Genomic DNA, 26,369 nt, shown 5'->3' on the forward strand with positions numbered 1-26,369 from the left:
TCGCTTCATGTCTATTGACCTTGTATTTGTTATTAACTTTTGGTTAACAATCCTAATTCAGAAGAGTGCCAAACGCCTATTGGCTAAAGGGTTAACCAAAGGGGTACTTTAGTAGTAGTGGCACCAAGAGAGGTACAAACTAATTAGCCCTCAATCTTCGTATTTCCCTTAGTTTTAAAGTTACTATCGCGGCAATTGCAGCACCTCCAATGCTGGCAGCACATTTCCTGTTGTATTTATACAAATTTGGTAAGTAGGCAAAATCATGCCGTGTTAGCTATAAAATTAAACAAATGAGTGCTTAACAGGTGACTCAAAAAGCACCAGCAATAACTTTTATTATACTAAAATTCAATCACTTACCTTGAACCTTTGACCTTTACATAATCTTTACACAAATTGGAATCAAATCTGCTTTGTAGCTAGGTGAAGTTAACCAACCGGAGCAAAATATGAATATTATGTCGATAGGTGGAGGAGGCCCAGATCCTGCTGCCCGTGAGAAAGAAAAAGCTCAGCAACAATTTGATATCGCTGACACTAATGAAGACGGAGTTGTCAGCGCCACTGAGTTTATGGCAGCGTTAACAGCTGAAGGCGTAGAGAGCACCAAATCAGCTGACATGTTCAGTAACATGGACTCAAATAGCGATGGTAATTTGAGCCAACAAGAACATGACAAAGCCGTTCAAGAGCGTGAACAAAAAATGACGCAAATGATGGCCAAAATGGACGGGGAAATTGGTCTGTACGGTGAAAAAGACTCAGAAAAAGCGGTAAATTTTGACTCGTTCAAAAGCATGTTGTCTTCGATTGCTGATGATACAAAAGACCAGACTACGGCTTCACGCTTGAAAGATCTTCTAACCGAATTAGAATCTGAAGGTTATTCAAAAGAGGGCGTCCAAAAATCGGTGGAATTGATGAATAAGGTCGCTCCCCCCATAAATACGACAGCCTAGTTAAGGGAAGTTTTGATTGTTAACAACCCCTTCCCCACATAAGTCATCAAACCTAATAGGGAAAATCCCAGTAAGTAAATTAGGTTTGATGCTTTTTTAGTTAGCTTTTTAGCCACATAAAATCGGTTTGCTAATAGAATCCATGTCACATCTTAGGATTAGACAAAGGTCATGTTTTTTATATTTTTATGTTATTAGCTTAATTGTACATATTCCCTTTTATACCTGTCTGGTTTAAGGTGACCGACTGAATAAGAGCATGTAATTATCACCAGTAAAAGAATACACTATTGGTTTAACGTCATTCAGATCACGAATACTTCCATGTACTCAAATTAATAAAAATAAGACTGTAGGGACTAATTTATGGATTGGGTTTCCATCATACCGCCATTGATTGCGATATTTATCGTGTTTTGGAAAAAAGAAGTCATCATGGCATTATTGATGGCAGTATTGAGCTCAGAAGCACTTATTTTGCTGACTTCAGCTTCTGAAAGTGTGATTTTAGCACCCATATCTTCGGTTGAACGAGTGGTTGCGGTAGCCACCAGCGCGGGTAACACGCGCATTCTATTGTTCAGTATACTAGTGGGCGCTTTATTAGCCTATATTAGAGATTCAGGCGGCGTTACAGCCACCGTAAACTGGTTAACCCATCGTGGTATTGCCAACAATCGCCGACAAGTAGGCGGCTTGACGATGTTAACCGGCATAGTGATCTTCATTGAATCGAATCTAAGTGTGCTTACTGCTGGAATATTTGCTCGCGGCTTGTTTGATAAATTTGGTATGAGCCGGGCGCGTCTTGCCTACCTTATTGACAGCACCAGCGCGCCCGTTTGTATTTTAATTTTACTGAATGGTTGGGGAGCCTTTGTACTTGGTTTACTCGATGGTTATGAACTAGAAGAGTCTTCAGCCAGTATCTTGTGGGGTACAGTTGCATTCAACTTCTATGCAATTATTACCTTGGTCATTGCTGCTTACACTGTGTTTGCGGATAAAGTTCACGGTCCAATGGCAAAGGCTGAGCAGCAACTCGATGCCACAAAAAGTAAACTGTCTGCCGCGCCAGCCACCAAAGCCCGTTACATGGTAGTCCCTATATTAACCATGGTTCTAAGCATGGTAGGTTTTATGTTTTGGACTGGCAACGGCGTTTTATCTGACGGCAGTGGCAGTAAATCCGTATTGTATGCCACAGTCTTGGCTACTGTTGTCGCTTATTTCTTATTATTGACCGGCAAACAATTTAATCACCATCAAGCGGTGGAGATTGGTTTTAAAGGCATGGGAGAACTCCTCCCCCTAGTAACCATAGTACTGCTTTCTCTGACCTTAGGCGCTAGCTTAAAAATATTGGGTACAGGTATATTTGTGGCAGGCATGGTTGGTGAGTACTTACCATTAGTATTTGTGGTACCAATGTTGTTTATTGCTGGGGCGATTATGTCATTTACTACAGGGACATCGTGGGGCACATTCGCAATTCTGATCCCCATAGGCGTGCCACTGATTCAACAACTGGGTTTACCTCCTTCGTTAGTCATCGCTGCGATTTTGGGTGGTGGAATATTTGGTGATCACTGTTCACCAATATCAGATAGTACCGCGGTGTCTTCCTTGGCTTCGGGTTGCGATTTGCTCGAGCACGTTCGCACTCAATTACCCTACGCGCTGGTTGCCGGTGGATTAACTCTGGTTGCTTATTTTATTGCTAGTTTACTTATGGTTGGATAGATACTTATGCGTACATTATTTGTTTTATCTTTTGTTATTTTACTTAGTGCCTGTACTCAGACAGGTATCGATAAAGCCAAGGGCGACTATGCTGTGGCAATGCCTGATAAATTTGGCGCTGATGTTGCCCTTGCAGTACTTGATGAAGGTGGTAATGCAGTAGATGCTGCCATTGCGGCCCAATTTGCTTTAGCGGTAACCTTTCCAGAAGCGGGCAATATTGGCGGTGGCGGGTTTATGACCATCTATTTTAATCATCAAACCGACTTTTTAGATTATCGTGAAATGGCCCCCGCGGCAGCATCACGTGATATGTACCTCGATAAAGACGGCAATGTGATTACCACACAATCGTTATTCGGCGCAAAAGCATCAGGTATTCCAGGTTCCGTTGCCGGCATGTGGGCCGCCCATGAAAAATACGGGAAATTACCTTGGACTCGTTTAGTTCAGCCAGCTGTTAGCCTAGCCAAAGACGGTTTTATTGTGCCTGAGAAATTGGCTGAAAAAGTGACTCGTTATATCGCTCGTAAAAAGGAAAATGGCATTGAAAGTAATTTTGAAGACTACTTCGCGGATGCCACTAAGTCAGGTATGTTGTTCAAACAGCCCGAGTTAGCTGCAACCCTTGAGCGTATCCGCGATCTTGGTGTAGATGGATTTTATAAAGGTGAAACTGCCGAACACATTGTTTCCTTTATGCAAAAAGATGGCGGTTTAATTACATTGGAAGACTTAGCTTCTTATCAAGCTAAGTGGCGCACACCGATAAGCTTTCCATGGCGTGGTTATACTTTGATCACCGCTCCACCACCGAGTTCAGGTGGTATTGCCGTTGCTCAGTGGTTAGGCATGATTGATGCTGTTATTCAAACCAATCCATTGCCTAAACAAAACTCTACGGCCTATTTGCACTTAGTCTCAGAGGCAGGTAAACGAGTTTTTGCCGATCGCGCCGAATACTTAGGTGATCCAGATTTTATCGATGTTCCGCAAACTGAGTTAATGCTCCCTGAATATATTCAATCCCGTGCAAACGACATTAACTTAACCGCTATCTCAGCCACCAGCGACATCAAACCAGGCTTACATGAGAGTGAGGACACCACACACTTTTCCATTGTTGATGGTTGGGGTAATGCCGTTGCCAATACAACCACTATCAATTTGAGTTTTGGGGCGGGTGTAGTAGCGGAAGGTGCAGGCTTTTTATTAAATGATGAAATGGATGATTTCAGTGCTAAGCCAGGCGTTCCAAACTTCTTTGGCGCAATTGGCGGTGAAGCCAATGCAATTGCCCCTTTCAAACGTATGTTATCGTCAATGTCTCCGACTATTGTGCTTGAGGACGAAACGGTGAAACTGGTAACAGGCTCACCTGGCGGTACCACCATCATATCCTCAGTTACCCAATCAATACTCAACACATTGTTATTTAATATGAGCGCCGAAGAAGCTGCAAATAGCCCGCGTTTTCATCACCAATTATGGCCCAAGGACACCATCAGAGTGCATCCAGGTATCAGTGATGCTACGTTAAACTCGCTGCAAGAAATGGGTTACATCATAAGCGAAGGTCGCTTTGGCGATGTACATTTGATTTTGCAAAAAGACGGCGAACTTAGTGCTGCCTCAGAAAAAAGTGGCAGAGGAAAAGCCAAAGTGGTATCTGCAAACTGATGCGTATTGAACCGCACTTGTACAGAGCGGTTAAGATTGCGAGGAGACTCTCTCCTCCTCGTGAACAGGATCTGGGATCAATAAACTCATCACAATGGCGATAACGCCGGCTGTGGTAATCGCAGAAGAAAATATATTTCGCAGCGCTTCAGGTAGTCCTTGAAGCGCATTTGGCTCCATTAACACCCCAAAGCCAGCGCCAAATGAAGTGGCCATAATCAGTGTTTTGCGTCTGTCGATAGGTTCACTTGCCAGAATTTTAATACCGGCCACCGCAATAGTGGCAAACATCACTAAAGTCGCGCCGCCCAAAACAGGTTTAGGAATTGATTGCAATACACCTCCAATTACCGGAAACAAACCTAACAACACCAAAATACCGGCGATATAAAACCCGACGTGTCGACTCGCCACTCCGGTTAGTTGGATTACCGCATTGTTTTGCCCAAAAGTGGTATTTGGAAAGGTATTGAACACCGATGCCAATGCAGAATTAACCCCATCGGCCAGAATACCGCCTTTAATGCGCTTTAAGTATTGTTCACCTTTGATGGGCAAACCACAAAACAAGCTGTTAGCCGTCAAGTCACCAGAGCTTTCCAGCGCCGTCATCAGATAAATCAGCGCAACGGGTAAAAACACCTCCCAATCAAAATTTAAACCGTATTTGAAAGGCACGGGTATGCTAAACAAAGGTTGTTCACCAATATGTTCCACCGAAACGATACCTAACCAGTAGGCCAGCAATGTTCCTAATCCCATACCAACCATGATGGCTGATAACCTAACCCATGGGTTTGACGAGACATTGAGTACAATGATAGTCACCAGCACAAAAATTCCAATATATAAATTTTGCGTATCGCCAAAAGTGTCACTACCAAAACCACCTGCAAGGTCTGTCATGCCGACTTTAATTAAACTAAAGCCAATGGTTGTGATCACAATACCGGTGGTGAGAGGGGTAACAATACGCCTCACTTTGGTAATAAATTGACTAATAACAACTTCGATAAAGGCTCCGAGCAAACACACCCCAAAAATAGTCGATAATACCTCCTCGTTGCTTCCCCCTTTGGCTTTGATTGCAAAGCCGGCTACTAAAATGGCACTAACAAAGGAAAAGCTTGTACCTTGTACAGCAATCAAGCCACTACCAATAGGGCCTATAGTTTTAGCTTGGATAAAGGTAGCCACTCCTGATACAAATAACGCCATACTCAATAAATATGGCAACTCAGCCTGCAACCCTAGAGTTCCACCTATTATTAAGGTTGGCGTGATGATCCCCACAAAACAGGCCAGAATATGCTGGGTTGCAGCGGTGATACTTTGCTTTTTAGAGGGAATATCGTTAAGCCCATAGAGCAGTTCAGAATTGGATTTCATTAATTTGCCTTAGGTCTGCCCGTAAATGAGAGTTAGAACTCGATGTCATTGAGTTTGATTTGTCATAGCCAAAACGAATGGGGTTGCGATGCAAGAAAATGACCAAAAGGTCAAGTTTTAAAGATTGTTAATTTTAAAGGCCTAGCAGCCAGATTAGGCTAATTGGACTTATCCCAAGCATAAATGATTGCACTAAAATGATGCGCTATAAGCTGGAATAAAAATGCACTTGCTAATTTGATAGTCGGGGTGAAGTGTTGAATTTCGCCGCAAAACCAATTCCTAATAATGCAAAACGAGTAGTTTCAGGTATAGCTATGACTGGCGTATCTGTGTTCGTTAAGGGCAACTAGCCCAGTGGTAAGAATAGATATGCGTCTTTGAATATTACCGCGCCAACACTAAGTGACTTTATGCTTTGATCTTAGCGAGTTGGGCTGACCAGATCGAGTAAGTCGCCGTTTATCACTTGGGCAGGATCATCATTACTCAATTCAGCGGTCAAACTGTCTAATTGCACGACTTTATATACACCTTGGTTAACCGCAGTCAATGCCGCATGACTCAATCCATTTGCGCTAACAGGTAAGCGTTTTTTATAGAGTAGGAATTTATCGCCTAACTTTAGTCCATTGTCTAAGCCCATATTGATGATCAATTTATGGTTATTTGTTCCTACAATTTGCGCAAAGCTCTGCTCACACTGAAGTTTATTAGCAACATCCGACACCGCGCCATTGACAGTGTTAAGTACTGTACGGCCATAGTCACTGCGCCAAAACAAACTGTTATTGGTATCTACATTGTAGTCATCACTGTACTCCCAATCCGCTTCACTATGGTAAGACTCTTGGAATATAATCGTATGCCGATAAACATCCAGTACATATACTTGAATCGTGAAATTGCGTCTTAAAGATACATCGTCTGAAAGCAATTCTTCTTTGACTTGTTCAAATAAACTGATATCGCGAATAAACCCAAACATGACAAACTGCCGTCCATATTCTTTGGACATATAAATGGCTTTGTTGGTTAATTCGTTAAGATGGATTTGGTCATAGGAGTTAACCCCAGTGAACGCCTTGTCAATCAGTCGTACCTTAGGACTGGTTTGTTCAGCACGCAATTGTTGCTCAATGCGTTTGCTTATTTGCTTACCGATATCAAAAATACCACCATGGCTAGCTTGCTGGGGTTTTAACACTTGAAACTGGGTAAGCAACACCGAGCGGTTGTATCCATCATGGGGACAATTGAACATAGGTGAGAATTCGACTCTGACGATAACATTAAATACATCTTCATTCACAGATTCACTAAGCACTTCTACTCGCTGAATTTGGCCTTGGGTGGTAATCACCGATTTACTGCTCACTAGTAGTCCATCTAACACCACATCTTCTGCAGAAACAAAACTGCCGTTTTTAAAAGATGCGTCTGCAACTGCATTTTTGATAGCTGTCACTCTTACGTCGCTAACGTCAGCACCGTCTAATTTGACCGTCGCCTCACCTTGTTGCCAAACAGCAAAGGCCCTAGGACAGAGCAGCAAAAGCACCAACAAGGTTGTGCAATTCAACATTTTCATCATAGTTACATTCATTTTTCAGTTAATTGAAAATGCCAAATAATTTATTGATTACTGACTCTTCTTGATTGGAGTGCAATTCGCCTTTGCCACTGTACTCAATGCGTGAATTCCCCACTTTAGAGGAAATAATAGTATTTGAAGCATCAATATCGGCGGTTCGTATTTCACCGGAAAATCTGACGTATTCTTGCCCAGTGTTCAGCGTAATCCACTTCTCGCCGGCAACCACAAGATTATTATTGGGTAAGACTTCTTTTACATATACGGTAATATCACCTTTCAAAGAATTAGATTGATTGGCTTCTGATGATGTATCGAACTCATTTTCTTCATTGTGTTCTATATTTAAGTCTGTTTCATCAATCTGGATAGGTCCAGCAGTAACATTCACAGGTCCTAACTCAAATCGACTACTTTTATCCCTTTGAAAATCGATGGATTTTTTTGACGTAGTTGACTCACTTAGTCGAACTAAAATCATGTCACCCACTTGGTATTTGCGGTGCAACTGATACAGGCTAGCGTCATCGTCTAGTTGAAAAAGTGATCCTGTGGGGACTGCTATAGATTCGACCCCTTCCATGCGGATAGGTCTGTAACTGGGATCATTGGGCATGATCTCTTTGTCTTTTTGACTAATGGCTCTTTGACTAACTTTTGGATTGGTTGGCAGGTTTTCGACAACTTCTTCTTCTACGCTAGGTGTTTGTGAACATGAGCAAACAACAAAACAGAAAAAAGAGATAAAGTGATACTTTTTCATACTCAAATATAACCTCAATTGCTATCTAAAGATAACAACATATTTATGATTAGAATTGCCTCTCACATGCCAAATTCTGAGGTTATTTTACCGAAAAAATAAATCACTTTAGTACCTTTACTAAAACTTTACACTAGCGCTTTTAATGTAAATAGAATTTCAGCCAAGTTGTTTAAGTATATGATACTTGGCTAAATTTTTGGCACGATTTTAGCCTATCAGCATCTACAAAACTCCATCCAAAATGCGTAAATTAAGAGTAGTCATTACCCATGAATGTCATAGATACATTGCAAAATAACTTAGGTTTAAGCACCGCCGTTGAAACACCTTCTGCAAGTGAATCCTCAGCAAGCTCAGAAGGAATCAATCAGGTGTTTGGTGGTTTAATGTCACTGATGCAGCAAAACGACAGTGATAACTCCACTGAAGAAAACGCCAACATGGATTCAGCAATTGACAGCATTCAGAAAAGTCTTTTTTCAGCTATTGGGTTAGATCAATTTACTGAAGACTCTTTATCTCAACTGACGTCACTAGATTCAATTGCGAACCTACAAACCTCTTTATTGAGTAGTCTCAGTGCCAACCTTTTCAGTAGTGCGACTGCCGCTATTTCTGCCGAGCCGGAAGTAAGCACCACTGACTTAAGCGCGTTAAATTCTGACACTACCTTGTTGGGTTCAATTCAAGATATTTCAAATTATGTAATAGGTGAAGATGGCTTAGGCATGGATGATTTTTTTGATACTATTAACATTCTAAATCACATTCCTATTGTCTCTGATATTTACCAAAATACATCCCATACCAGTGTGGATCCGGTATCTGAATTATTGGGTGGATTTGTTTATGGGGGGCCCATAGGGGTGGCGTTTGCCGCTGCCGATATGGCGATTGAATCATTCTCCGGCAAATCCATCTATAACAATGTAACAGACTACATGTTTGAAGATGCCGACAAGGAAACGATAGAATCAACGGTTTCTCAGGTGACCAATACAATTGAACAAGCGAATAAAGCGTATAGCTTTGTTTCTAGAAACTATTAGTAGGTAATAGGCCAAAAACACATGAAATTAAGTGGCAAAATCACGCCCACTTAAGGATAAAAAGCGATGAGCATGGGCAATTTATTGCCTGTCTAACAGCATTAAGATGGATCTGTGTGCAAGGGTTTAGCATTCAATCACAGCGAATTCGATTCACCGCTTGTTGCCATAAAGAATAAGCATGGTCCCTTTCTTGTTTAGAGAACCTTGGCGTAAATGTGTGTTCGCATCGCCACTGTGCACTCAGTTCATCTAAAGATTTGTAGATACCCGCTTGTAATCCGGCCAAATAGGCTGCTCCTAACGCAGTGGTTTCAGTAATTTCAGGTCTATCCACCTCTGCTCCTAAGATGTCAGCTAAAAAACCCATCAACCAATCATTCTTAACCATTCCGCCGTCAACTCGAAGGTTGGTTGCACGGGCACCATCACTTTCCATGGCTTTTTGCAGATCTTTTGATTGATAACACACTGACTGTAAACCTGCTGCGACTATTTCATTAATACCTGTATCACGGGTTAAACCTAAAATAGCTCCGCGCGCATCAGGGTCCCAATAAGGCGCACCCAAGCCAGTAAACGCCGGCACCAAAAATACACTATTGTTCGGACTGGCCATCTTCGCCAGCGATTCAGTTTCAGACGCCTCTTTGATTAGTTGCAAGCCATCGCGCAACCACTGAATCGTAGCGCCAGCCATGAAGATACTGCCTTCTAAAGCGTAAGTTGTTTCACCGTTTAACCGATAAGCGACCGTTGTTAATAGTCGATTATGAGATTTAAGCGGTGTTAAACCGGTATTCAACACCATGAAACAACCAGTGCCATAGGTTGTTTTTGCCATGCCCTTTTTAAAACAAGTTTGTCCAAACAGCGCTGCCTGTTGATCCCCTGCAACTCCTTGAATAGGGATAGCTTTGCCCAGCAATGTAGGATTCGTTTTACCAAACTCGTCAGCGCTGTCTAATACTGTTGGCAAGATTGATTGCGGGATATCGAATGTTTTTAAAAGTTGTGGATCCCATTGTTGCTTATGAATATCGAACAACATAGTGCGAGAGGCATTGGTTGCGTCTGTGTAGTGGCAGCGTCCTTTGGTCAACCGCCAAATTAAGAATGTATCAACGGTGCCAAAAGCAAGTAAACCAGATTCAGCTTTTTCGCGCGCTCCTTCTACATTGTCCAATATCCATTTAATTTTAGTTGCGCAGAAATAAGGGTCTAATAATAATCCCGTAGTGTCGGTGATATGCTCTACTAGCTGGGAATCTTCACTGAACTGCTTGCAGATTGAGGAAGTTCGCCGGTCTTGCCACACTATTGCAGGATACAGGGTTTTTCCGGTTTTTTTATCCCACACTATTGTCGTTTCTCGTTGATTGGTTATACCAATAGAAACGACTTGAGAAACGTCAATCTGTGCTTCAACAATAACGTCTTTACAGGTTTTCAGGACGCTTTGCCAAATTTCTTCAGGATCATGCTCTACCCATCCATCATCAGGATAGGATTGACTAAACTCCTGTTGCGCAATAAAGCAAGGTTTGCCATCCAATGAAAATAAAATCGCCCTTGAACTGGTAGTTCCCTGATCGATAGCCATAATATAGTTTTGCACCGCGATTCTCCTTGGCAAAAATGGACATCGAAAAAGTACCCGATGAATGACAAACCTCTAATTTGTGCAGTCCATTAATTTTAGCGTTATAAAGTGCTTTAGCAACTTCATTGTATGCCATTTCAAAATTCAAATTGGTTGATTTGGCATACATGCCAGCACGCCAATGAAAGTAACTGCTACTCTACTCAGCTTAACGTGAATTAAATATATTATACGAAATGGACATAGCCAGATGGTACGCATTGCTACTTAAAGCGCTAAGTTTCAGGTAGACTCCATCCACAAAATTGTTTACATAACAACGGTTTCCGATAACTAGGGCGATCATCTACAGCTCCATTTGCCTATTTTCAGCCGTACTAATGAACACCAATTTAGCGCAATCTTGCCAAGTTACGGTGATGTACTCAATCCAGATAAATCGATAAAAGAAGCAATAAAAAGTCAGCAATTAACCATAGACATAGCTCAACGACCCGCTCTGCAAATTAAACAGGGTCTCTAGTCGAATGTCGCCAGTTTGCATAGTTCCTTAACCTCAGTACATTCTTTAACAGGTGATTAAAAGTGAGTAGTAAAACACTGTATGACAAAATTTGGGATAGCCACGTCGTTAAGCAAAATGAGGATGATACTTGCCTAATTTACATCGATCGCCATCTTGTTCAAGAAGTTAGCACGCCAGTTTCTTTTGCATCATTAAAGCAACGAGGTGCTAAATTACGCCAACCAGCAAAAGCATTGGCGATGGTAGATCACGTTTTACCAACCACAATACCCAGCAGCAACAACAGACAGCACATAGCAGATCCACAAGCAAAAGCGATGTTAATTGCGTTGGAAAATAACGTCGAAGATACAGGAATGCCCTACATTTCAGTAAACGATAAGCGTCAGGGGATTTTGCATATCGTGGGTCCAGAACAAGGCTTTACATTGCCTGGCACTACTTTGGTATGCGGTGACTCTCATACCGCAACTCATGGTGCATTTGGTAGCCTAGCATTTGGAATAGGCGCAAGTGAATGTGAAAAAGTGTTCGCTACTCAATGCCTAAACCAAGTGAAAGCAAAGACAATGCGTATTACCTTCAGCGGTGAATTACCATTGCATGTTACCGCTAAGGATATGGCGCTTGCGACTATCGCTAAGTTAGGAGTTTCCGGTGGAACAGGTTATGCCATTGAATACGCTGGTGATGTGATCCGAAAAATGAGCATGGAAGCGCGCATGACGCTTTGCAATATGACAATCGAAGCCGGCGCACGTGTTGGTATGGTCGCACCTGATGAAGTGACTTTTAACTATTTGCAAAATCGTCCTATGGCCCCCAAAGGCGACTTGTGGGATCAAGCAGTTAACTATTGGCGCACCTTACCCAGTGATAGCGATGCAATATTCGACGCTGAAATTGAGATCGACATTGATAACCTTGAACCTTATGTCAGTTGGGGGACCAGCCCTGAACACACCATCTCAATTAGCCATAAAATTCCACAACTTGCTGATGCTAAAGACGACTCCACTGAGGCAAGTTGGAGAAAAGCCCTAGATTATATGGATATCAAAGCCAATGCTGAAATTAAAGGATTGAAGATAAACAAAGTCTTTATTGGTTCTTGTACTAATAGTCGGATTGAAGACTTGCGCGCAGCGGCCAAGGTTATCATCGGAAAAAGCGTTGCCGAAAATGTGTTGGCAATTGTAGTCCCAGGCTCAGGTGAAGTAAAAGCTCACGCGGAAGCTGAAGGCCTCGACCAAATTTTCATGGGCGCAGGTTTTGAATGGAGAGCTGCAGGCTGTTCCATGTGCGTGGCGATGAACAATGACCGACTAAAGCCGGGCGAGCGATGCGCTTCAACCTCAAATAGAAATTTTGAAGGACGCCAAGGCGTCGGCGGACGTACCCATTTAATGAGCCCAGCCATGGCAGCAGCCGCGGCAATTACGGGTGAAATAACAGACGTCCGTGAACTTATTTAATAGCATAGTAGAACTCAAAGATGACAGGCTTTAAACAAATATCGGGAATCGCTGCGGCGTTGCCTGAAGACAACATAGACACTGACGTTATTTACCCTGGACGCTTCTTAACTCGTCTGAGCAAACAAGGGATGCATGAATGTTTATTTTATGATCGAAGATTTGATAGTCAGGGCCAACCAAAAGCCGACTTCGTATTAAATCAGCAACAATTTTCTAAAACAAAGATTCTCATTGCCGGCAATAATTTTGGTTGTGGCTCAAGCAGAGAAACCGCTGTTTGGGCGCTTACAGACTATGGAATAAAGTGCGTTATCGCACAAAGTTTCGGTGAGATTTTTTATTCGAATTGTTTTAACAATATGTTATTACCCATAGTGTTATCAGAATCACAGATTAAAATATTGTTAGATAACGCAGCCCAAACAAAACCTATCACTATCGACCTTGCGACCCAGAGCATCGAAGTTGAGGGGAAGAGTAACATAACCTTTGAAATCGGAGCTGCACATAAGCAAATGTTGATCTCAGGTTTAGATGAAATATCCAGACAACTGACAATGGACATAGACGATATAAGCGCATTCGAGAATAAACAAAGCCAAACGCAACCTTGGTTATGGAACTAAGGATTTTGCTTAACTGAAATCCTTAATTGCGCCGCTTTTCAATGCGGCTTAATAGTATGCACATTGGATAAATTGAGCTAAAAGTATCTGACGTTATAAAAGGTGAACGCTGTGAACAAAAATATAAATTTAACCGCTGAAGATGGCCATGAATTTACCGCCTATCTTGCCGAGCCTGAAAATCCGAAAGCGGGTTTGGTAATCATTCAGGAAATTTTCGGCATCACCGAACATCTAAAATCGGTAGCACGGGAATTTGCTGAATTGGGCTATAAAACCATAGTGCCTTCATTGTTTGACAGACTAGAGCCAGGCATTGTTCTCGATTATGCTAATGTCGAAAAAGGTGTCGAGCTGATGGGCAAATCCAAACAACAAGATATGCTAATTGATATTAAGTCTGCGATGGAAGCCGTTAAAGTAGATGGTAAAATTGCGGTGCTAGGATATTGCATGGGAGGTACTTTGGCGTACGTAAGTGCTAACGAATTATCACCAACCTGCGCGGTGAGTTATTACGGAACGGCAATTACAGATCATTTAAGCAAGCAACCTAGCTGTCCTATGCTGTTTCATTTTGGGGAAGTTGACCCTTATGTTTGCCAACAAGATATTGAATTGATTCGTGCAGCTAATCCACAACAACCTATTTATGTTTATGCCGAAGCCAATCATGGATTTTCCTGTGTTGACCGCGCTAGTTATCATCAAAAAAGTGCGGAGTTAGCATTTACCAGAACGGTCGACTTTTTGTCTAAGAACCTCGCGTAGTTAAACCCAAGTAGTGATTAAGCTCAATAAGTCGCATTGAATACAGTCGTGAAGAGCATGTATTCAATGCTTGCTGTTAGGTTCATTTAGGTATTTTTGCAACCCGTCCCATCAATATGCTGACGCAGTTTCAATAAACGTTGGTCTCTTGCTGATTGATAGTTTTCGATTTCGTTTACCGGTATTCGTTTAGCCATAACATCATGGGCCTGTGAGACTAAGTCACTATTCGGTGGATAATCTGTTTTAAGACTACCTTGCACACGTTTTAGCGCGTCTTGGAGTACATCAAAGTAACCTTCTAAACCCTTAGTCGCGTTAAGATGCCCCACTTCAAAAGGTCCCATAAGTGCCCAGCGTAAAGCCAGACCTTTAGTTAACACTTTATCGATATCTTCAACTGAACAGTATCCTTCACCAACCAAATGCATAGCTTCACCAAGTAAGGCCCACTGCAGTCGATTAAGCACAAAACCATCGATTTCTTTGTTTAATACAATCGGCGATTGGCCCAATTGCTCCATCATAGACTTAGCTTGCTGGACAACTTCAGGACTGGTCCAAGGCGATGCGCATAACTCCACCAAGGGAATAATATGTGGAGGGTTAACAGGATGAACAATAAGGCAGCGTTGCGGATAACTTACCGATGCTAAAAATTCAGAGGCCGGAATCGCTGATGTGGAGCTAGCTAATAGGCATTTTTCCGGAGCCAAATCCCCCAACGCATTAAACACTTGCACCTTCACGTTAACGTTTTCAGCCGTACTTTCTTGTACATAATCGGCATCTTCAACCGCCAACGCCATAGTTTCAGCAAGGTGCACATTAGCAAAAGCCTTTTGCACATCAAAATCTGGATCCACTGTGGTTAAGTCTTCTAGTGCTTTGCGTATAAGCGAATAGGCTTTTGCTAAAGATTCTGGATCTTTATCCCATAAACGAACTTGATAACCTGCCCGTGCAAAAGTAACAGCCCATGAACGACCAACATTACCTAGTCCAATACATGCGAATTTCATAACGATCCTTATAAAAAGAGTGCCTGTGGTAAGTGACAAAAATTGACACTAATAATCTAACAACGAATGCATTTTTGTTGGATGCCTGATTTTAAGAATCGTTGAAAATGCGAGCGTCACTATAAGGCATTCACCAACTATTTACATCTAGGTTTTATATAATCTTCTTTTTTTTCTGAGACTTATACCGAAGTTAGCATTCACTTCCTCTAGTTATTTGAGACTGAAAATTGGTATTTAGCTGCATCAGTAAATGGCTAAAAGTGAGGGGTTGTCACATAATCAAATATCGATTTATAGCGATAAAAAAAGGGTCAGATTTAAATTCAATCTGACCCTTTTAGACTATTTAAAGAGTGTTTTACCAAGCTTAATTAAACAAACCTTTAAGTTTATCTTTGGCTTTCTCGGTAAGTTTGTCTTTCTCTTCATCAAGTTTTTCTTGCGCTAGTTTTTTGGCTTCTTCTGCTAACTTATTCTTTGCTTCAGATTTCGCTTTAGCAATGATGTTATCAAGCATTGCATTTACTATCGCAACACCAGCTTGGTCGGCAGGTATGCCATTGGGTTGACCAATAGGACCCGCGTTAAAGGTAGGTAAAGTAATCTCATAAGTTTTTTGCTCAATTTTAAAATCTCCCGTGGAGAGTTTTTCAAAATCGAGTTTTAAACGCACATTGCTAACCGTCACATTTTCCACAATTATTAACGGATTGGCACCTGGTTCAGTAGACGCTTGACCTTCTGATTTAGGTAGGTTGGCAGTCAAATTATTTTTAATGACCAGTAAATTTCCTTGGCCTTTTTCATCTACTTCGTACAGTACTTCTGGTGCGTTTATGCTTACAGTTTGAACGACATAAGGTTCACTTAGCACTTCGCCTAAATCTAAAGTAATGTTCTCAACACTAAACGCATCCTCATCACTAAAACCGTCTGGATTTTCAACATCTATATCGCTAATCGTCAAACGACCTTCGCCCAAGGCTAAATCGACTTTGAAAACCGATACCGGTGTGCCAAGATATTTGGAGCCTTGCTGTTCAATCTGAACACGTATAAAGTCCCCCGCACCACTTAACAAATACCAAGCGCCGCCTGCTATAAGCAGGATAATAATTGCAAAAACGATTAGTCCTTTTTTCATTAGTTTCTTCTCATGTATATTTGGTTACGGGTTATTCGCCCTCTAAACAACCACAATATCACCATTCAAATATGGATCAACTGTGAAAACGACTGAAAGCCAACGAAACGATAGCGATTCCTCCCAACAGATTACTTGCTAATTTTATCAACGCCACAGGCTTCCATCTAGCTCTATTGATTTTGCTTATTTTGAATATTATAGACAACGGCTTAGTTCTGCGCTGATATTACCATTCGCCTCCTTGTAAACGTCTTCTTGTGCCGCAATAATCCTAGTACCGATTCAATGACTAGATAATTAACATGATTCCGATTTCGATATTAGATTTGGCCACCATCGGCGAAGACAAAACCGTTTCTGACGCATTAAATATGGCTCGTACAACGGCGGTAGAAGCTGAAAAGCATAACTACAAGCGATATTGGTTAGCAGAGCACCACGGTATGAAAAGTGTTGCCAGCTCGGCTACTGCAGTATTACTTGCCAATATTGGTGCAGCCACAAAATCAATTCGAATTGGAAGTGGCGGAGTTATGCTCCCTAACCATGCACCGTTAATCATTGCGGAACAATTTGGTACTTTGGCAGAGCTCTATGGCGATCGTATTGATTTAGGTTTAGGACGTGCGCCGGGAACCGACATGCAAACCCTTATGGCATTGCGACGCCAAGGTGGTTCTGGAGCTGATCAGTACCCACAAAATATTCGTGAGTTACAAAGCTATTTAGGTCCGCAAGCTCAACCTGTATTGGCAGTACCAGGCCAAGATACCAATATTCCTTTATGGTTGCTGGGATCCAGCTTATACAGTGCACAGCTAGCCGCAGAGTTTGGATTGCCTTACGCATTCGCCTCTCATTTTGCTCCTGATCAGTTAATTCAAGCTTTAGAGAGCTACCGAGGTAACTTCAAAGCAACCACTGACAACCCTAAACCCTATGCAATGGCAGGGGTAATGGCTGTGCTGGCGGATACAGAAGAAGAAGCAACTTATTTATATACTTCGGTCCAACAAAAATTTCTGCAGATGCGTACAAGTGCCAACACTCCGTTCCCTAAACCTGTAGACAAAATTCATTGGAGTATTGCTGACATGTACAATGTCGAGCACGTTCTACAATACGCATTAGTTGGAACAAAAGAATCGATAAAAGCAAAGTTGACTGACTTTATTGAAAAAACAGGCATCGACGAATTGATAGTGTCATTTCCGATTCATGATTCCGACGCTCGGTTAAAAAGCCTTAGGTTAATGGCAGAATTGCGAGATAGTATGTAAAGCAAGCAAAAAACGCCAACCGCAAATAATTGGAGATATCTTTGCAAAGTATTGTCGACGAAATTGCCGAACAAATGATGGCCATTGAAGATAAAGGTAAAGTCGCCAGCTACATTCCTCAATTAGCTAAAGTCGACCCTAATCAATTTGCCATCAGCGTGGCCTTAACCAACGGTGAAATTTACCGAGCAGGCTGCGCCGATACTTTATTTTCGATTCAAAGCGTATCCAAAGTTTTCACCTTAACACTGGCACTAGGTAAGTTAGGGGATAATATTTGGCATAGAGTGGGTAGAGAACCCTCAGGTGATCCCTTTAATTCAATCGTACAACTTGAACATGAACACGGTAAACCCCGAAACCCTTTTATCAATGCCGGTGCAATCACTATTGCAGATCTGATTATGCAAGGCCATGAACCTAAGGAAGTGTTAGCCGAAATTTTACATTTTATGCGCTATGTTGCAGATGATGACAGCATCGCTATTGATGAAAAAGTGGCAAAATCTGAATTAGAAACAGGAGCCAGAAATGCATCTCTGGCCTATTTCATGGCTTCATTTGGACACTTTGAAAACCCTGTTGAACAAGTGCTAGGCACCTATTTCCATCACTGTTCAATTGCTATGAACACCACTCAGCTGGCAAAATCCGGCTTATTTTTAGCCAACAATGGCATTAATCCAATAACCGGCTACACGGTGGTTTCTGCACAACGAGCCAAACGTATCAACGCTTTGATGCTGATGTGCGGCCATTATGATGGCTCAGGTGAATTTGCTTTTCGAGTCGGACTACCAGGCAAGAGTGGTGTAGGCGGCGGTATTCTTGCTGTTGCCCCTGGAAATGCCTCGATTGCCGTTTGGTCACCCGGTCTCGATGATATCGGTAATAGTAAACTCGGTACCATGGCATTGGAACTGCTGGCCAATAAAACCGGCTGGTCTGTCTTTGGAAAATAACCACTGAGCTAAACAATAATGCTGCGAATCACTATTCGTGAGTCGTTGAAAAAACATTAAAAATCATCATTAAAATTGATGCAAGTCCTATTTTTCACTCAATCCTATTATTAATTACAATCATTAGAATATTAAATTACAAATAGCTCTTTGCGTAATGTTGCTTTTGAGATTTGCTTAAGTAAAATGCTCGCCACCACAATGTAAACAAGAATAATTTCTATTTACATTAATATATTCATTGTATCGGAGCTTTTAATGAACCAGCCAAACACTTTGTGCTTAAGCATAATCGCAAGTGCTTTATTAATTACATTTGATTCGGTTGCAGACGATAACGCTGTAGACACCGAAATTGAGCAAATGCATATTTTTGGTAGTAAGAATCCCATCAACACGGTACCAGGTAGCGCTCACGTAATTAGCCAAATTGAAATCGATAAGTTTAAGTACACAGATATTATGCGGTCTTTAGCCACAGTCCCTGGAGTGTATGTTCAAGAAGAAGATGGTTATGGCCTACGTCCTAATTTAGGAATGCGTGGCACCGGCCAAAACCGTTCTGAAAAAATCACTATCATGGAAGACGGCATATTAGCTGCCCCCGCACCTTATGCATCTCCGGCGGCTTATTACTTCCCGACTTCCGGTCGTATGCAAAGTGTTGAAATATTAAAAGGTAGTTCTACGGTTAAATATGGCCCACGTACCACTGGTGGTGTAATCAATATGCTCTCTCGTGAAATTCCAGAGGCAGCTTTAGCCGGTAAAATTGATATTGCCGCCGGTCAAGATGGCTTCGGTAAAATACATGCGTATGCAGGTGGTCAAGGTGAACGTGTTGATGCAGTAGGCGAAGTTTACCGTTACCAAGCGGACGGTTTCCGCGATATCAATGGTGTTGGCGGCGACACCGGTTTTGTAAAAAACGATGTTATGACAAAAATTCGTTTCAAATCAAACAAGTCGGCTAAGTATCAACAAATTTTTGAGCTAAAACTGAAATATGCAGATGAAGTATCAGATGAAACCTACATGGGATTAACTGACGAAGACTATGCAACTACACCATTTGTGCGTTATTCAGCATCACAAAAAGATCAGATGAACACTGAGCACAAACAGATTCAGTTGAGTCACATGATTGAATTCAATCCAGATGCAGTATTAAGTACAACCGCTTACTTCAATGATTTTCACCGTAATTGGTACAAAGCGTATAGTATTGATGGTAAAAGTCTAAGTAGTGGTGGCATTCAAGCTGCCGCTGATTTTGATCAGGGTCTCAATACCGCACCAATTGAAGTTGGCGTCAAAGCTAACAATCGTGATTATTTATCACAAGGCATTCAGTCTGAACTCAATTATTACACTGAAAATCATGAGCTTGCGTTTGGCGTGCGCTACCATGAAGATGAGATGGATCGTTACCAGTGGGCTGACACATACCAATTAGATACAACCCAAATCATGACTCGTATTTCTAGTGGAGTCCCAGGAACAGATTCAAACCGTATTGACAGTGCTGAAGCGTGGGCAATATTTATACAAGACCGTATCACTTTAGGTGATTTTGCAATAACCGCTGGTCTTCGCTTTGAAGATGTCACCACTAAACGCTTAGATTGGGGAAAAACTAATCCGGGTCGCAGCGGGATGGCTGATACAGATATAGAAAACAGCTTTAGCTCGATATTGCCTTCTTTATCGGCAACTTATCAAGTAACCCCCTCTCTGATTGCATTGGCGGGCATGCAAAAAGGGTTTTCACCCGCGGCACCTGGAAATGCCGATGGTCAAGAAGAAGAAAGTTGGAACTACGAAGCGGGTTTTCGTTACAACCAAAATGCATTTAACTCTGAGGCGATTGTATTTATTGGAGATTACAGCAACATGCACGGTAACTGCACTGCAGCTCAGGGTTGTGACGATGACAACATAGGTAGCCAGTACAATGCCGGGGAAGTTGAAGTTAGTGGTTTAGAGTTGAGTTTAGGTTATGAGTTTAACCAAAATAACAGTATAAGCTTCCCGGTAAGACTAGCTTATACCTACACCAGTGCAGAGTTTGGTTCAGACTTCTCATCAGACTTTGAAAGTTGGGATGACGTTCAAAAGGGTGACTCGTTAACCTACTTACCTGATGATCAGTTATATCTTTCTGTTGGTGTACTAGCCGATTCTTGGCAAGTAACACTAGCGGGTCGCTACACGTCAAAAATGCGTACTAAAGCAGGACAAGGTGCTATTCCTGCAAATGAGTTAATTGACGCTAGAACTATTATTGATTTATCGGCTCGTTACTTTATTAATGATGCATCTGAACTTTACTTAACCGTGGATAACCTACTCGACGAAACGTACATAACCACACGAGTGCATGGCTCTGTATTTGCAGGCAAACCACAATCAGCAACCCTTGGTTATACTTATACCTTCTAATTTCGTTGTAAGTTATGCATTGTAAGGGCTAACATGGTTAGCCCTTTTTGTTGATTAAATTCTATTAAGCGTGTTTTCCGTTTTCTGTTATGTTCGACTTTGTTATTATCTCCCACTACATTCAACCTATTATAAATTATTAAAAAATGAAGGCGGAGTGCGATCACTGTGCTCTTTTTCAAAAAACCTAAACTGAGATATTCACAGCAATGATCATCTTTTTTATTTGTATTTCTATATTGCTCCTCGGCTACAAATTCTATAGCCCATTTGTTGAAAAACAGGCCGGCATAGATCCCAATATTGCCACTCCGCAAACGCGTTTTAGCGAAGGGGTCGACTATGTTCCTGTTCACCCTGTTCGGGCGTTTTTAATTCAGTTTTTGAATATTGCCGGTGTAGGTCCAATTTTTGGCCCCATCCTAGGTGCACTATACGGTCCAGTCGCACTAGTTTGGATTGTGTTAGGTAATGTTTTAGGTGGTGCCGTTCACGACTATTTCTCTGGAGTGATGAGCATAAAGGAAGATGGCAAAAGCTTACCGGAAATCGCGGGGCACTACTTCAACATAGTATTTAAAGGTTTAATGCTTATTTTCACCGCTATGTTACTGTTTTTTGTTGGCGTGGTTTTTATCATGAGCCCAGCAGGTTTATTGAGTAACCTAGACGCTTTCCAAGATACCTTTTTGGCCAATAATACCTTTTGGGTACTAGTAATCCTAGGCTATTACTTTCTCGCCACACTTTTGCCTATTGATAAGATCATTACCAAGTTTTACCCCATATTTGGATTATTAATGATCGTTATGACGTCTATGATTGCCATTGCGTTGTTAATCGATGCTCCCCATCTACCTATCGCTGGCGACTTCTTAGCTTATTTTGAAGCTGACCATGCTCACGACTTTTTAGCCCCTAACCCCGAAGGTTTGCCCACTTGGCCATTATTGTTTGTGACTATAACTTGTGGTGCTATCAGTGGCTTTCACTCGACACAAGCACCCATTATGGCCCGCTGTTTAACCAATGAAAAATACGTAAGACCTGTCTATTACGGCGCTATGATGTGTGAAGGCATTGTTGCTTGTGTATGGGCGTTAGCAGGTATTGCCGCTTTCCCGGAAGGCTATGCGGGTCTCAAAGCTATGCTGGATGCGGGTGGTCCAGGATTGGTGGTTAACCACATTGCAAATAGCTACTTAGGCGTATTTGGCGGTATTATGGCCATTGTTGCAGTGGCGGTGTTCCCGATTACATCGGGTGATACAGCGTTTCGCTCGTTGCGCCTAACCATTGTTGATGCGTTTAATATTCCTCAGAGCATTCGCAATCGTCTGTTACTTGCTGTGCCTATTTTGGCTATTGCTTACTTTATGACGAAACTCGATTTCACCGTAATTTGGCGTTATTTTGCGTTCTCAAATATGTTGTTGTCTACCAGCGTGTTGTGGCTGGCCACGAAATATTTGTTCGACAGAGGCACATTTCATTGGATCGCCAGTATTCCTGCTGTGATCACCACCGGAGTCACTATTTCTTACATCATGACAGCTGCAATTGGGTTTAATTTGTCTGCTGATTTGGGACGCCCAATAGGCGCTGGAGTGGTGCTAGTTGGCTTTGTTCTATTGGTGTTTATGCACAATAAATACAAAGCTGTTAAAGGATAACTAAATAATAAAACGATATTGCCGGCAATTTTAGAATAAAGTAGGACGAGATGGAACTCGTCACAGTTACCGTAAAAGAGATAAAAGAGTTTTATTCGTTAGTTTCAACTTAACCTAGCTCCATATACTCTGAAGGGATTTAAATTGCACACAAACAAGCTTTATTCTGATGTCGAGGCCAACGGATGGATCCCATGGGCAGCACTTTGTCCAATTATTGGTGCAGTATTTGTGATTGGCTCAGTATTGCCTTTCCACCTACTTCTTACCAGCTTGGGCTTTATGACCGATGAAGGTGACTTCGCTGGCACATATGGACTGTTACTTTTTCTACTTTTACCCTTCGCCCTTATGATCGCGATTGTTAGCCTATGGACGTGTTATGTTGAGAAACGTCCGCTAGTTAGTATTGGCTTATCTATCCAAGAGGCAACCACTACCTTCCCTCGATACCTATTTTTTGGGATTGCCATGAGCGGCACAATCGTTTTTTTAATCGCGCTGGCAGGCGGTTATCAGTTAGATGCGATTTTCCCGGCGTGGTCTTCAACATCCGAACTAGGGATGATATTCCTATTGCTGATTGGCTTTTGTATACAATCAAGTGCTGAAGAGCTTTTATTTAGGGGCTGGTTACTCTCTGCTATTACTCGCAAGTCTAACCTTCTGATCGGCATCACATTGTCATCATTGCTATTTACCTTACTGCACTTTGATTCAAGTGTTGCTTGGTATGTCGCGGTGGGCTCCTTCCTGTTTTCCGTATTTGCCTGCTCATTGGTCCTCTATACAAACAATATATGGTCGGCAATGGGTTGGCATGCTGGTTGGAATTGGTTTTTCGGATGTGGTTTTGAGATCCCAATTACAGGCGTAGATGTGGATACTGCAGCGTTAATTATTCGCTTAATTCCAACCTCTGAAGTGTGGTTAAATGGTGGCGCTGGCGGGCCTGAAAACGGCATTATTAACCTTATAATATTAGCCATTGGAATAGGTGTTTTTCAATGGCTGAGATTACGCCGAGCTAAAACCTAAAAAACCTCAATAAAGAGGTTTTTAGGTTAACGTCACAAACTAGTTGTTACATGTGACCTTCATTTTCAAAACGTTCGTGCCAGCTAAGGGCTTCGCTTAGTAAATGCGGAGTATGCATGCCTCTGCCTGAATGTAATGCTCTTTCATAATAATCTTGCAGCGCAGGACGATAACTAGGATCAGCACAATTGTTGATTATCTCTCTGGCCCGTTGACGCGGCGATAGCCCACGTAAATCTGCTAAACCGTGCTCTGTCACTATTACTTTCACATCATGTTCAGTGTGATCCACATGAGATACCATAGGCACGATAGATGAAATAGCGCCATCTTTTGCAATAGATGGAGACACGAAAATAGATAGATAACCGTTACGAGCAAAATCTCCGGAGCCACCGATACCGTTCATCATTCGAGTGCCCATGATGTGGGTAGAATTCACGTTACCGTAAATATCCGCTTCGATCATGCCGTTCATTGCAATTATACCTAAACGTCGCGCCAATTCTGGATTGTTACTGATATCCTGTTGACGCAGAATAATCTTGTCGTGGTACAAATCGATATTGTCATCAAACTCTTTAAGGCCCTCTGGACTCAACGAGAATGCCGTTGCTGAGGCAACACTCAAAGTGCCGGATTTGAGCATTTTCAACATACCATCTTGAATCACTTCAGTGAATGCCGATAGGTTTTTAAACGGACCCGCATCTAAACCTTCTAAAACAGCATTAGGGATGTTTCCTACACCAGATTGAATAGGTAACAGTTCTTTTGGCAAACGACCTACTTCAATTTCCCGTTGGAAAAAATCAAGAATATGCTGAGCAATTTTCTGCGAAACCTCATCAGGTTGTTTAAACGGAGAATTTCGATCTTCCGCATGGGTTTCAACTACCGCAATCACTTTCTCAGGAGGGCATTCAAAGTAGAACTCGCCAATACGGTCAGCAGGATCGGTAAGCATAATAGGTTTGCGGTTAGGCGGTAATGCCGTGCCATAATAAATATCATGCATGCCCTCAAGCTTAATATTTTGTTTGCTATTCACTTCCAGAATGATTTTATCGGCCTGTTCTATCCAGGTTTTATTGTTACCAATGGACGAGGATGGAATTAGCTTACCGTCTTCGCGTATTCCAGCAACTTCAATAAGGGCAATATTCATTTTGCCTAAAAAGCCAGACCAAGCATATTGTGACACTTCTGAAAGATGCAAATCGACATAGTCCATAGTGCCGTTGTTAATTCTATCGCGACAAATAGGATCACTTTGGAATGGCAGTCTCATTTCGATACCATCGACTTCGGCTAAAACACCATCAAGCTCAGGAGCTGTCGATGCGCCTGTCCAAAGGCTAATACGGAATGGATCATTGCCCTCTGCATTTAAGCGTTTGATACGTTCGGCTAACGCCTTCGGTACTGCTTTTGGATAACCTGCCCCTGTAAACCCACTCATGCCGATATTAGCACCTGCGGGTATCAATTCAGCGGCTTGTTCTGCACTCATAACTCGCTCTTTAAGTGTCGGACAAAGAATTCTAGAAGTTGCTGACATTATTGCTTCTCTCTTGCAGTAAATTATATCGTTTAATGTGCATATCAGAATACCAATAAAACGCCTCAAATTAACTCGTCCGAGATTAAAACGGATCTACGACTTTAGTCTTACGGGACAAAAAAGATAAATAAAAACAACAGCTTAATATGCTTGAAATGAACAGAGCAATAGCCTAGTGAAATTTATATACGAAAGTCGTTTTTATAAATTTGTTAATACTGTCACCACTAAAGTTAACCAAAAGTTAATGCGATGTTTGTAGTGATGATTAGGCTGGTGAGTTTGTTCATTGCCATCTAATATAGAATGATAAAATTACGCTATTTAGGGAGACAATTAGTGCTAAAAACAGTGGTAGAAAAACCCTATATTAAGCAGTTTATGTTGCTTTTTTTATTTGCCGTGATTATTTGGGCGTTTTACGAATTAGCTGGGTTTGCGGTGTTAGGTGGTACACCGCAGATAGATCAGAATATTATTCTAGCATTTCGTGATGCTAATGACCTTTCAGACCCCATTGGTCCTAAGTGGGTAGAAGAGATGATGAGGGACATTACTGCCTTAGGTGGGGTAGCAGTGCTAACCAGTTTCACCTTGTTTGTCACTCTTTTCTTACTCATCGAAAATAAACCCAAAATTGCAGCGCTATTAGTGTTAACCATTGTTTCAGGAATGTTGGTTAGCTTTTCATTGAAGTTTGGCATTACTCGCCCTCGCCCAGATTTAGTCCCTCATGGCAGTTATGTGTATACCAGCAGTTTTCCTAGCGGGCATGCCATGCTATCAGCCTTAGTTTATTTTACCTTAGCCGGAATGCTGTCGTATTTGCCGGTGCGCAAACGGGTCAAAACCTACTTCTATGTGATCGCGATTATATTAACCTTATCAATTGGTGTGAGCCGAGTTTACCTAGGCGTGCATTGGCCTACTGATGTAGTCGCGGGTTGGTTGATGGGGGTTGGCTGGGCGCTGTTGACACTAGTGGTAACACGCTTTTTAAGAATGAAAGGACACTTATCATCGAATCAGTAATAGCTCGAACTGTGGATAT

The 26,369-nt window shown here is 41.9% G+C and carries 20 protein-coding genes; 13 read left to right on the top strand and 7 right to left on the bottom strand.

Annotation, left to right across the window (positions count from 1 at the left end; translation table 11 throughout):
* Nucleotides 1-452 precede the first annotated feature (452 nt).
* The 3 genes from ABWV72_RS01585 to ggt all read left to right on the top strand — a co-directional run bounded on the left by ABWV72_RS01585 (nt 453) and on the right by ggt (nt 4,385).
* Nucleotides 453-962, top strand: a complete 510-nt coding sequence (locus ABWV72_RS01585) for an EF-hand domain-containing protein (protein ID WP_353368406.1) — start codon at nt 453-455, stop codon at nt 960-962.
* A gap of 366 nt (nt 963-1,328) precedes the next feature.
* Entirely contained in the window at nt 1,329-2,705 is a 1,377-nt protein-coding gene (locus ABWV72_RS01590) for a Na+/H+ antiporter NhaC family protein (RefSeq protein WP_353368407.1), read from the top strand.
* Nucleotides 2,706-2,711: 6 nt separating this feature from the next.
* Nucleotides 2,712-4,385, top strand: a complete 1,674-nt coding sequence (gene ggt / locus ABWV72_RS01595) for a gamma-glutamyltransferase (RefSeq protein WP_353368408.1) — start codon at nt 2,712-2,714, stop codon at nt 4,383-4,385.
* Nucleotides 4,386-4,415: 30 nt separating this feature from the next.
* Here ggt and ABWV72_RS01600 read toward each other — a convergent pair whose 3' ends face one another.
* From ABWV72_RS01600 to ABWV72_RS01610, 3 genes are all read right to left on the bottom strand, one after another.
* Complete coding sequence (locus ABWV72_RS01600) at nt 4,416-5,774, bottom strand: uracil-xanthine permease family protein (RefSeq protein ID WP_216048687.1); 1,359 nt, start codon at nt 5,772-5,774, stop codon at nt 4,416-4,418.
* A 424-nt stretch (nt 5,775-6,198) separates the two neighbouring features.
* Nucleotides 6,199-7,368 carry a flagella assembly protein FlgT middle domain-containing protein gene (locus ABWV72_RS01605; RefSeq protein ID WP_216048686.1) on the bottom strand — a complete coding sequence of 390 codons (1,170 nt, stop codon included), beginning with the start codon at nt 7,366-7,368 and terminating at the stop codon, nt 6,199-6,201.
* Between the two features lie 19 nt (nt 7,369-7,387).
* Nucleotides 7,388-8,131 (bottom strand): flagellar basal body L-ring protein FlgH, encoded by a 744-nt coding sequence (locus tag ABWV72_RS01610; protein WP_216048685.1) that lies wholly within the window; start codon nt 8,129-8,131, stop codon nt 7,388-7,390.
* 272 nt (nt 8,132-8,403) lie between these two features.
* Here ABWV72_RS01610 and ABWV72_RS01615 point away from each other — a divergent pair, with 272 nt between their 5' ends.
* Nucleotides 8,404-9,183, top strand: a complete 780-nt coding sequence (locus tag ABWV72_RS01615; RefSeq protein ID WP_353368409.1) for an immunoglobulin domain-containing protein — start codon at nt 8,404-8,406, stop codon at nt 9,181-9,183.
* A gap of 133 nt (nt 9,184-9,316) precedes the next feature.
* On the opposite strand, the gene glpK is transcribed toward ABWV72_RS01615, so the two are convergent.
* Nucleotides 9,317-10,801 (bottom strand): glycerol kinase GlpK, encoded by a 1,485-nt coding sequence (gene glpK, locus ABWV72_RS01620; RefSeq protein ID WP_353368410.1) that lies wholly within the window; start codon nt 10,799-10,801, stop codon nt 9,317-9,319.
* Between the two features lie 570 nt (nt 10,802-11,371).
* Here glpK and leuC point away from each other — a divergent pair.
* The 3 genes from leuC to ABWV72_RS01635 all read left to right on the top strand — a co-directional run bounded on the left by leuC (nt 11,372) and on the right by ABWV72_RS01635 (nt 14,187).
* Nucleotides 11,372-12,787, top strand: coding sequence for a 3-isopropylmalate dehydratase large subunit (gene leuC, locus ABWV72_RS01625; protein ID WP_342805549.1), 1,416 nt, complete (start codon nt 11,372-11,374; stop codon nt 12,785-12,787).
* A gap of 20 nt (nt 12,788-12,807) precedes the next feature.
* Nucleotides 12,808-13,416 carry a 3-isopropylmalate dehydratase small subunit gene (gene leuD / locus ABWV72_RS01630; protein ID WP_353368411.1) on the top strand — a complete coding sequence of 203 codons (609 nt, stop codon included), beginning with the start codon at nt 12,808-12,810 and terminating at the stop codon, nt 13,414-13,416.
* 111 nt (nt 13,417-13,527) lie between these two features.
* Nucleotides 13,528-14,187: a dienelactone hydrolase family protein gene (locus ABWV72_RS01635; RefSeq protein WP_353368412.1), complete on the top strand. Its 660-nt coding sequence runs from the start codon at nt 13,528-13,530 to the stop codon at nt 14,185-14,187.
* Between the two features lie 86 nt (nt 14,188-14,273).
* Here ABWV72_RS01635 and ABWV72_RS01640 read toward each other — a convergent pair whose 3' ends face one another.
* Nucleotides 14,274-15,209 (bottom strand): 3-hydroxyacyl-CoA dehydrogenase NAD-binding domain-containing protein, encoded by a 936-nt coding sequence (locus ABWV72_RS01640; RefSeq protein WP_353368413.1) that lies wholly within the window; start codon nt 15,207-15,209, stop codon nt 14,274-14,276.
* Between the two features lie 370 nt (nt 15,210-15,579).
* A complete protein-coding gene (locus ABWV72_RS01645; RefSeq protein WP_216048679.1) occupies nt 15,580-16,356 on the bottom strand; it encodes an AsmA family protein in 777 nt (258 codons plus the stop codon).
* Between the two features lie 305 nt (nt 16,357-16,661).
* On the opposite strand from ABWV72_RS01645, the gene ABWV72_RS01650 reads away from it, so the two are divergent.
* The 5 genes from ABWV72_RS01650 to ABWV72_RS01670 all read left to right on the top strand — a co-directional run bounded on the left by ABWV72_RS01650 (nt 16,662) and on the right by ABWV72_RS01670 (nt 23,754).
* Complete coding sequence (locus ABWV72_RS01650) at nt 16,662-17,639, top strand: LLM class flavin-dependent oxidoreductase (protein ID WP_353368414.1); 978 nt, start codon at nt 16,662-16,664, stop codon at nt 17,637-17,639.
* 41 nt (nt 17,640-17,680) lie between these two features.
* A complete protein-coding gene (locus ABWV72_RS01655; RefSeq protein WP_216048677.1) occupies nt 17,681-18,601 on the top strand; it encodes a glutaminase in 921 nt (306 codons plus the stop codon).
* A 258-nt stretch (nt 18,602-18,859) separates the two neighbouring features.
* Complete coding sequence (locus ABWV72_RS01660; RefSeq protein ID WP_353368415.1) at nt 18,860-21,043, top strand: TonB-dependent receptor family protein; 2,184 nt, start codon at nt 18,860-18,862, stop codon at nt 21,041-21,043.
* A 209-nt stretch (nt 21,044-21,252) separates the two neighbouring features.
* On the top strand, nt 21,253-22,716 hold the full coding sequence (locus tag ABWV72_RS01665) for a carbon starvation CstA family protein (RefSeq protein ID WP_216048675.1): 1,464 nt from the start codon (nt 21,253-21,255) through the stop codon (nt 22,714-22,716).
* A gap of 144 nt (nt 22,717-22,860) precedes the next feature.
* Nucleotides 22,861-23,754, top strand: a complete 894-nt coding sequence (locus tag ABWV72_RS01670; RefSeq protein ID WP_353368416.1) for a CPBP family intramembrane glutamic endopeptidase — start codon at nt 22,861-22,863, stop codon at nt 23,752-23,754.
* A gap of 46 nt (nt 23,755-23,800) precedes the next feature.
* On the opposite strand, the gene scpC is transcribed toward ABWV72_RS01670, so the two are convergent.
* A complete protein-coding gene (gene scpC / locus ABWV72_RS01675; protein WP_353368417.1) occupies nt 23,801-25,315 on the bottom strand; it encodes a succinyl-CoA:acetate CoA-transferase ScpC in 1,515 nt (504 codons plus the stop codon).
* Nucleotides 25,316-25,657: 342 nt separating this feature from the next.
* Between scpC and ABWV72_RS01680 the strand changes: the two genes are divergently transcribed.
* On the top strand, nt 25,658-26,350 hold the full coding sequence (locus tag ABWV72_RS01680; protein WP_216048672.1) for a phosphatase PAP2 family protein: 693 nt from the start codon (nt 25,658-25,660) through the stop codon (nt 26,348-26,350).
* The last annotated feature ends 19 nt before the right edge of the window (nt 26,351-26,369 follow it).

Source organism: Aliiglaciecola sp. NS0011-25 (genome assembly GCF_040370605.1).
GTDB lineage: Bacteria > Pseudomonadota > Gammaproteobacteria > Enterobacterales > Alteromonadaceae > Aliiglaciecola > Aliiglaciecola lipolytica_A.